Origin of the sequence: Halomonas sp. PBN3, assembly GCF_000475415.1 — a bacterium.
GTDB lineage: Bacteria > Pseudomonadota > Gammaproteobacteria > Pseudomonadales > Halomonadaceae > Halomonas > Halomonas shengliensis.
On record NZ_AXCA01000042.1, the window covers coordinates 1 to 7,311 of the forward strand.

The window sequence follows — 7,311 nt, forward strand, 5'->3', positions numbered from 1 at the left end:
AGGTGGCTTGGCACGGCCCCGGTGCACTACTTCACGGTGCTTGCGCATCACCCGGTAGAACAACGAGGGTGACGCCAGGTAGCGCTGCTCCTCATCGAACAAGCGCACCACGATCTGCTCTGGCGGCAGGCTGGCGTACTCGGGGCGGTGGCACACGTCGAGAATCTCCTGCTCTTCGGCCGGTGTCAGCGCGTTAGCCGGCACCGGCCGGTCGACCAAAGGGCGCCGGTCCTCGTGCAGCTCCCCGCCGCGCGTCCAGCGCTGGTACGTCCTGGCGGTGATGCCCAGCTCGCGGCAGGCGGCCTCCAGGCGGGCCCCTTGGGACCGGGCTTCTTCGATCAGCGCGATGGCGCGTTGGCGATCTGGGGTGCTGATCATGCGTCCTCGTCCCCCCAGATCGCCCTCGCTTTTTTTCTGAGGGCCAGTAACGCTGCGGTTTCTGCCAGGGCCTCGTTCTTGCGGGCGAGCTCCTTCTCCAGGAATTTGATGCGTTTACGCTGCTGCCTGGCCTCGTCGGCCTCACGTTGGCGTTCCGAGTGGGAGAGGCTGGCGGCCTGCTCGCAGTCGTGACGCCAACGCTCCAGCTGCTCGGGATAAATCCCTCGGCGGCGGCAGTATTCCGCAGTTTCCTGGGCGTTCATCGAGGCGGTCTCGATCACGGCGCTGAACTTCTCCTTGGACGACCAGCCATCGGCGCCCTTGCCCAGAGTATCCGGCAGGCAACGCCCCTCGGCGCGGGCTTCCTTGCGCCACTTGTAGACGGTGCCCAGCGAGATCCCCTCCTGCTCCGCGATCACCTGCGGGGAGAGGTTGTGGGGAGGCAGCAGCTTAGTCACTACGGCTTGCCGGCGCTCCTCGGAGTAACGAGGCATGAGTGTCTCCTTTCGCCCCCTGGTCGGTTTATAAGAACAGGGTATCAGAGGGCACGACACTCATCCTGACACTGGGGGTCGGCGAGTACCGGGTGCCCACTGCGCTGTGGGACTGCATGAGCCGCTATGCCTGCTGGCTGGAGCCCGCGATCACGCATGGGTGGGTGCAGCTTATGCAGGACTACAACCCGCAGGCCGATGTAGGTCTGCTACACCGGGCGCTAACCTGGCCGGAGAGCCGGCGTGAAACGCACAAGGTTCGCCGACTGATCGCCAGGCACCTGATCCGGCCGGCACCGCTGCACTGCGTGTGGTCCCACCAGGATCTGCACCGCCACCATTACGCGGTGGACCACTGCTTTCCGTGGTCTCGCTGGCAGAACAACGATCTCTGGAATCTGCTCCCAACCACCGAGCGAGCCAACGCCGCTAAGTCCGACCGCCTGCCCGCTGCTGCACTAATGGAGCATGCCAGGCAGGACATCCTGGCCTGGTGGGAGATCCTGGACGCAGAACCGGCGGTCTCAACACCTACATGCAGAAGGAACAGCAGCTCAAGCAGCTGCAGGACGAGCTCGACAAGCTGAAGTACGACGACTGCCTAAAGACCGAGCTAGATTTCAAGAATCACCTCGAAGACCTGATGCGCGAGTTCGACAAGTCAGCCGCTGACGTCATCAAGCTTCTGGATCCAACGCATACCGCTGACAAGAGCTCCAGCAGCGCCAAGAGCACCGGCCGCGCCAAGCGCAAGCTGAAGATCTACAAGAACCCGAACACTGGCGAAGTCGTCGAGACCCGCGGCGGCAACCAGAAGACGCTGAAGGCGTGGAAGGAGGAGTACGGTGCCGAGACCGTGGAAGGGTGGCTGGTGAGGACGGAGAACTGACGACTGAGAACACGAGTAGAATTTCTAGATGGAAACAATTAAACAAGACATCTTTTATAAAACAAGCCTAGAAGCCAATATCATTTCTCCTTAGAACAAACATACAAGAAAGCTTCAAAGCCCATTACTCCATCTAAAAATTATCTAGTGGAGCAATGGGCTGAAAACAATACGCTTTGTTTATGTGGCTACAATTAATTAGCCGCTGTAACTACCAATTCTAGCAACACGTCTTCTCCAAGGTCTGCCACCCCTAAAGTCGCTCTGGCAGGCAGGTTTTCGGGACCAAACCACTGGACCCAGACGTCGTTCATCCCTTTCTTTAGCGACAAGTCAGAAACATAAGCAGTAGCCGAGACAATACACTCCTTTTTAGTTCCGGATTCAGCAAGATAATTTTCCAGCTTGTCCAATACCTGCTGAGTCTGCCCTGCCATATCCAAGCTGAGATCATCTGCGATGATGCCACCAAAGAACACAAAACCATTGGCTTCAACTGCACGATGCATAATTGGGGTAGGGATACTGCGCTTGATCATGACTAACTCCTTTGATTGCCTGACTTCAGGCGTGGTGTCACTCTTTTCGGCATGCCGAAAAATGAGCAAGATGTATAATGCGGAATAGCAGTAGATCAGATTGAGGAGTGATTACCATTGAAACGTGTAATCGAAAATGGCTCAATCGGGTAGGACGGCTCGCGCCCCATAGCTAGGTCAGCCACGATTTCCCCAGTAATGGGACTCAGCTGAAAACCATGGGCCGAGAAGCCGAAGGCATGAATAACGTTCTCGGATGTACTGCTCGAGCCCAACACTGGGATTTGGTCTGGCATAACGGCTTCCATCCCTGCCCAGGTACGGACAATGCGCGCCTCATTCATAAAGGGGAACAGGCTCAACACAGTGTCTGCATTTTCTGCCAAGCCACCAAGGCTGGTCTCGGCAACCTGACGGTGTGAATCGACTTCCCCACGAATTCCTCCGCCGATCATCACGGTACCATTCTCAAACTGTTTAAAGGAAAGTAACCTGGAGGTAGCCCCAATAACCGGACCGAGAAATGGTTTCATTCGCTCAGTAATCATCAACATCGGCGCCTCCGCTGCGAGAGGCACTGGCTCACCCAGCCATTGACAAAAAGTTCCCGCCCAAGCACCAGCACAATTGATGAGGATGTCAGCAGTAAACCGGTGGGTGCCAGCCTGAACCTTCCAGCCGCTGCCACAGGCCTCCAGGTCAGTGACAGTCACACCTTCGAAGAAACTTGCGCCCTGCCGTTGAGCCAAGCGCCTCCAGGCTGTAACCGTACGATAGGGGTTGGCATAACCATCTCCGTCGCAGGCAAGCCCGCCAGGGCTATGGGGAGACAGAGCAGGTACACGCTTACGGAGCTCGTCGCGAGTAATGAGGTACTCGTGGTTGAATCCCAGAGAACGGACCTGTCGCTCACGCTCAGCCAGCGTCTCCAAGTCTGCACTATTCTCGGCGACCATGATCTGCCCGACCGGGCGAAAACCACAGTCGTCCCCTACTACCTCGACCATGCGTTGCCAACGCTCCCAGGCCGCCATGGCCAATGGGATCTCCGCAGGATGCCTGCCTAATCGCCGCACACCACCAGCGTTAACACCTGAGGCATGACGGCCGGCATAGTCCTTGTCGATCACAGTGACCCGATGGCCCTGGGCGCTGAGATGGACAGCGGCACTACAGCCATGGAGACCTGCCCCGACAATCACAATCCGCGCACTCATCTCGAAATATCCTCAGCGGCTGTAGCCAGCTGCCCCAAAGTAATGGGTTTAAAGGGAGGGCGAAGCCGATAGTAACCAGTCTCGCTAACGCTCTGGCCGTTGGCATCGGCCAACAGTTCGCTAACCGTCAGGCCACACATACGTCCTTGACAGGGTCCCATTCCGCATCGAGTAAATGATTTGGTCTGGTTAGGTCCACGACACCCCTGATTTGCCATGTTCCGCACTTCACCTGCAGTAACTTCCTCACACCGACAGACAACTGTATTGTCCTCCGGAAGGCGCCATTGTGCGGCCGGTTGGTAGAGGGTATCGAGGAAAGGACGAATAGCCGTTTCTCGCTTTAATTCACGCCGTAGCCGCTTCACTTCCGCTCGGATTTGATCTTCATTAACACGACCTAGAGCGATGGCGGCACCCAGGCCTGCTAGCCGCCCCTGAAAAGCAGAAGCTTTGGCTCCTACGATGCCACCAGCATCTCCAGCGACCGAGACCCCCTCGACATCTGTTGCCAACCAAGTGTCCGTTCGCGGACGCCAAGACAGTTGCCGCTCGTCCCAATCATGTGTGCAGTCGAGCGCCCGAGTAACCTGTGTATTTGGTACTACACCCTGATGCAGTAGCAGCAGCGGTGTTGTCAAGGAGTGCCACTCAGGATCATTGCCACATCGCCAGCGGACACGCTCTAGTCGGTTCTCGCCTTCGGCCTCCAGAGCCGTTACATGCCGAACATGCCTAACTCCTGCACGTCGCAGTTCGGCCAATAGCCCCACGCCCTTGAGTAGAGTTCGAATATTTCGTAGCGCACCTGGCATTAGCGGGAGTGCATCCCGGTATTGGCCTGGCGACGAGGTATCAAGCAAGGCAGCAATGGGAACCCCAGCGCGCAAATATTGCACGGCCAGCAGTAAAAGAAGTGGCCCACAGCCAGCGAGAACAACCGGTGCCGAGGGCACCAAACCACCACTCTTAAGCATAATCTGCCCGCTTCCGGCAGTCATGACTCCGGGCAGGGTCCAGCCCGGAACCGGAAAAGGACGCTCCATGGCACCATGAGCGAGAATGACATGTCGGGCTCGAACCATCGACGCTTGGTCACCTTGGAGGAGCCCGACCTCAAGCTGCCTGGTGAGCTGCCAAAGGGTAGTCCCAGGCCGATAATCAATGCGTGGATCATCAAGCCCATCTACCAGCTCCTCACCACACCAGTAGTCATTACCAAGAATTCGCCGCTCCTTGATCGGCGTAGTCTCAATTGAACGATAAATCTGTCCACCAGGCGCCGGCTGTTCATCTACCACCACCGCGGTGATGCCATGGGCCACGGCAGCGGCGGCAGCGGCCATACCGGCAGGCCCACTTCCAAGTATCACCAAGTCATGAGTCGTCATCAGCCGAGCCTCCTTGCGCCGTGTTGAGAGCGAATCTGCATGCCGTCCTTCACATGGACCTGGCAACCCTGGACATTAGGGACGTCGTCCACCTCGACCAGACACTCAAAACAGACCCCCATCATACAGTAGGGGCCTCTCTGGGATCCGCTCACCGGCGTGGTACGACATGCTTCGACGCCGGCCGCGAGCAGCGCCGCTGCAATGGTATCGCCATCCTGGGCAGTAACCTGCCGGCCGTTGAAGTAAACGATCACTGTTTTCTGCATAGGCGCATCAGGCGGGGTTAGCCGTTTGAACATCGAATCTCTCCGCGGTGAAAGGAACTATTTCGCTAGGTGAGGAATCACCAGCGATCCAGGGGGCAAGGCGTTTGGCATGGGCTGCAGCCAAGGTCACACCGCTATGGCAGCAGGCCACGAATGCGCCCGGATGAGAGAGCGAAGCTTGATAGAGCGGATAGCCATCAGGTGTCATCACTCGCAGCGCACCCCAAGTACGTACTATGCGCGTCTTGGCTAGCGCCGGCAGGGCACGCACAGCCCGTTGGGCGATATGCGATAGCACAGGAGTTTCTGTGCCCTCGTCAAAACCGACATCTTCATGTGAATCACCTAGCAAAATTGAGCCTTCCCCTGTCTGGCGAAGGTACGTGGTCGGAAGATTCAGAAGTGGGCTCATGCGCTCAGTAACCAGGATCTCGCCTCGGTTAGGCACCAGTGGTGCTTGCAGACCAACCTGAGGAGCTAGAAGGCGGTTACCGAGACCGGCGGCGAGCACCACGCGCTCCGCATGGACTCGCTCACCTTCACGCTCGATTACAAAGCTATCCCCTCGCTGTTGTACTCGGTGAACCTTGCTGCCAGGAAGGAAAGTACCGCCAAAGCGAAGAAAACCGGCATGCAATCCACGTAGCAAATAAAGAGGATTGGCATGTCCATCCCAGCGTGACCATGAGGCTCCCGTGACACTCTCCCCTATTTCCGGAATCATTTCGCGTAGCTGTTCATGATCGAGCATTGCGAAATCAAACTGCCCGCCAGTTGCCTTGGACAACGTGGTAAGTTCAGCCTGCCTCAGCTCTATTTCCTTGTGGCTGTAGCAGAGATGCAAACCTCCCGGCGCTTGGTGTTGTGTTGCTACCCCAGTGAGCTCCCAGAGTTCTTCCGATAGGCTGGGCCACAAGGATGCAGAACTCATGCTCCACTGTGAGTAGCTCGGGATTTCGAGCCCTTTACCCTGAACCCAGACCAGTCCGAAATTGCCTCGAGATGCTCGATAGGCAACATCCCCCTCATCGAGCACAGCGACACGGTAGCTGGCCTTAGCCAGGCCATAAGCAATAGCACTGCCTACTAGCCCACCACCAACGATAGCAAAATCATAAGTATTCATTTGATCGATTCACCCATTGCCGATCAGTAATTTGTCTAACCCAGAGACATGATCCAGCATCAGAACCAAGAAAGCCGTTAGAAAGATCAGCACGGTCGATATAAAAGCAATCATCGGGCCGATGGTGTAAACAATACCCTTATACATTTTACGAACAGCGCTGTCGGGCTGGGCGACGCAAAAAACGCCATCGAAATTTCAAAGTAACTGCGGTTAACGCGAGAAACCAACCGCCAGCCACGCTCGACAAGGTCACCGGAAATACGACACGACTAAAAATAGACCACTGATTGGCCCTCAATGACATTACGGAATTTACTTCCTGTTCCCCCATACCAAATACTGATACTTTAAATAAGCGATTATTATGCGGAATGGTGATCACATAAGCCGACACCAATGCATTAAACCTGCTATATACACTTGTACGCAAAAACAACCCGGGGGGAAATAAACCGAGAGTTTCATACGGAACAAGAAGAATTAAATCAACAAAAGGATCGGCAGGAAAAATCATGGGGCTAAAGCTACTGAAAAATCAATTACGCCAGCTATAAATGCTATTCGAAGTACGCGACCACCCATAATTCACATCCTCATTTTTTATTATTAAACCAATAAGATATTGAAAATAACTCAAATTACTATAATTTTTTCCAATGCAGTGTTTACGCTATGGCTTAAAAACTAGCACCTAAATGCCATGCACACTAATACCATTTTTTACCAACCCTATGCGTATATGTTATCGAATCCATCGCTTTACGCATCAATCAAATTCTGAAGTTAGACTTGATAACGTGCCAGCAAGAAGTGTGGTTAGATCTGATAAGTTAGGCCACCGTGGGCCTTCGCTAAAGTTGCAAGTTGCCAAACACTCCCACCGAAGGAACCCCACGATGGCTGCCAAGAGCATGGCACTGGCGAAGCTGCTTGAAAAGCGCATGATGTTTCAGGACTTTCTGAGCCAGAGGCATGATGCTCATGCTAGTCGGGTAGACCGGGCGA

General features: G+C 55.4%; 9 protein-coding genes and 1 pseudogene. 2 read left to right on the forward strand and 8 right to left on the reverse strand.

Annotated elements, in window-relative coordinates:
- Positions 1 to 378, reverse strand: a pseudogene (locus Q673_RS22020) (helix-turn-helix domain-containing protein); the annotation flags it as partial.
- Positions 375 to 872, reverse strand: coding sequence for a helix-turn-helix domain-containing protein (locus tag Q673_RS22025; protein ID WP_023004802.1), 498 nt, complete (start codon positions 870 to 872; stop codon positions 375 to 377). The pseudogene Q673_RS22020 and the gene Q673_RS22025, both read right to left, overlap by 4 nt.
- Before the next feature lie 173 nt (positions 873 to 1,045).
- Between Q673_RS22025 and Q673_RS35800 the strand changes: the two genes are divergently transcribed.
- Positions 1,046 to 1,459 (forward strand): HNH endonuclease domain-containing protein, encoded by a 414-nt coding sequence (locus Q673_RS35800; RefSeq protein ID WP_235048473.1) that lies wholly within the window; start codon positions 1,046 to 1,048, stop codon positions 1,457 to 1,459.
- Entirely contained in the window at positions 1,408 to 1,761 is a 354-nt protein-coding gene (locus Q673_RS22030) for a histone-like nucleoid-structuring protein, MvaT/MvaU family (RefSeq protein ID WP_023004803.1), read from the forward strand. The genes Q673_RS35800 and Q673_RS22030 overlap by 52 nt, the downstream gene beginning before the upstream one ends.
- Before the next feature lie 194 nt (positions 1,762 to 1,955).
- Here the strand turns inward: Q673_RS22030 and Q673_RS35805 are convergent, their stop codons facing one another.
- The 6 genes from Q673_RS35805 to Q673_RS36430 all read right to left on the reverse strand — a co-directional run bounded on the left by Q673_RS35805 (position 1,956) and on the right by Q673_RS36430 (position 6,820).
- Complete coding sequence (locus Q673_RS35805; protein ID WP_081137670.1) at positions 1,956 to 2,300, reverse strand: RidA family protein; 345 nt, start codon at positions 2,298 to 2,300, stop codon at positions 1,956 to 1,958.
- Between the two features lie 95 nt (positions 2,301 to 2,395).
- A complete protein-coding gene (locus Q673_RS35810; protein WP_081711956.1) occupies positions 2,396 to 3,517 on the reverse strand; it encodes an NAD(P)/FAD-dependent oxidoreductase in 1,122 nt (373 codons plus the stop codon).
- Positions 3,514 to 4,908, reverse strand: a complete 1,395-nt coding sequence (locus Q673_RS35815) for a (2Fe-2S)-binding protein (RefSeq protein ID WP_081137674.1) — start codon at positions 4,906 to 4,908, stop codon at positions 3,514 to 3,516. Before Q673_RS35815 ends, Q673_RS35810 begins: the two co-directional genes overlap by 4 nt.
- Positions 4,908 to 5,210 carry a (2Fe-2S)-binding protein gene (locus tag Q673_RS22040; RefSeq protein WP_023004806.1) on the reverse strand — a complete coding sequence of 101 codons (303 nt, stop codon included), beginning with the start codon at positions 5,208 to 5,210 and terminating at the stop codon, positions 4,908 to 4,910. The genes Q673_RS35815 and Q673_RS22040 overlap by 1 nt, the downstream gene beginning before the upstream one ends.
- Positions 5,185 to 6,303 carry an NAD(P)/FAD-dependent oxidoreductase gene (locus tag Q673_RS35820; protein ID WP_081137676.1) on the reverse strand — a complete coding sequence of 373 codons (1,119 nt, stop codon included), beginning with the start codon at positions 6,301 to 6,303 and terminating at the stop codon, positions 5,185 to 5,187. Before Q673_RS35820 ends, Q673_RS22040 begins: the two co-directional genes overlap by 26 nt.
- 148 nt (positions 6,304 to 6,451) lie before the next feature.
- A complete protein-coding gene (locus Q673_RS36430) occupies positions 6,452 to 6,820 on the reverse strand; it encodes a hypothetical protein (RefSeq protein ID WP_139790111.1) in 369 nt (122 codons plus the stop codon).
- Between the last annotated feature and the right edge of the window lie 491 nt (positions 6,821 to 7,311).

Coding starts and splice junctions, on each gene's coding strand:
- Q673_RS35810 (WP_081711956.1), bottom strand. CDS start 3,517: ATGAGTGCGCGGATTGTGATTGTCGGGGCAGGTCTCCATGGCTGTAGT.
- Q673_RS22030 (WP_023004803.1), top strand. CDS start 1,408: ATGCAGAAGGAACAGCAGCTCAAGCAGCTGCAGGACGAGCTCGACAAG.
- Q673_RS22040 (WP_023004806.1), bottom strand. CDS start 5,210: ATGTTCAAACGGCTAACCCCGCCTGATGCGCCTATGCAGAAAACAGTG.
- Q673_RS22025 (WP_023004802.1), bottom strand. CDS start 872: ATGCCTCGTTACTCCGAGGAGCGCCGGCAAGCCGTAGTGACTAAGCTG.
- Q673_RS35800 (WP_235048473.1), top strand. CDS start 1,046: ATGCAGGACTACAACCCGCAGGCCGATGTAGGTCTGCTACACCGGGCG.
- Q673_RS35805 (WP_081137670.1), bottom strand. CDS start 2,300: ATGATCAAGCGCAGTATCCCTACCCCAATTATGCATCGTGCAGTTGAA.
- Q673_RS35815 (WP_081137674.1), bottom strand. CDS start 4,908: ATGACGACTCATGACTTGGTGATACTTGGAAGTGGGCCTGCCGGTATG.
- Q673_RS35820 (WP_081137676.1), bottom strand. CDS start 6,303: ATGAATACTTATGATTTTGCTATCGTTGGTGGTGGGCTAGTAGGCAGT.
- Q673_RS36430 (WP_139790111.1), bottom strand. CDS start 6,820: ATGATTTTTCCTGCCGATCCTTTTGTTGATTTAATTCTTCTTGTTCCG.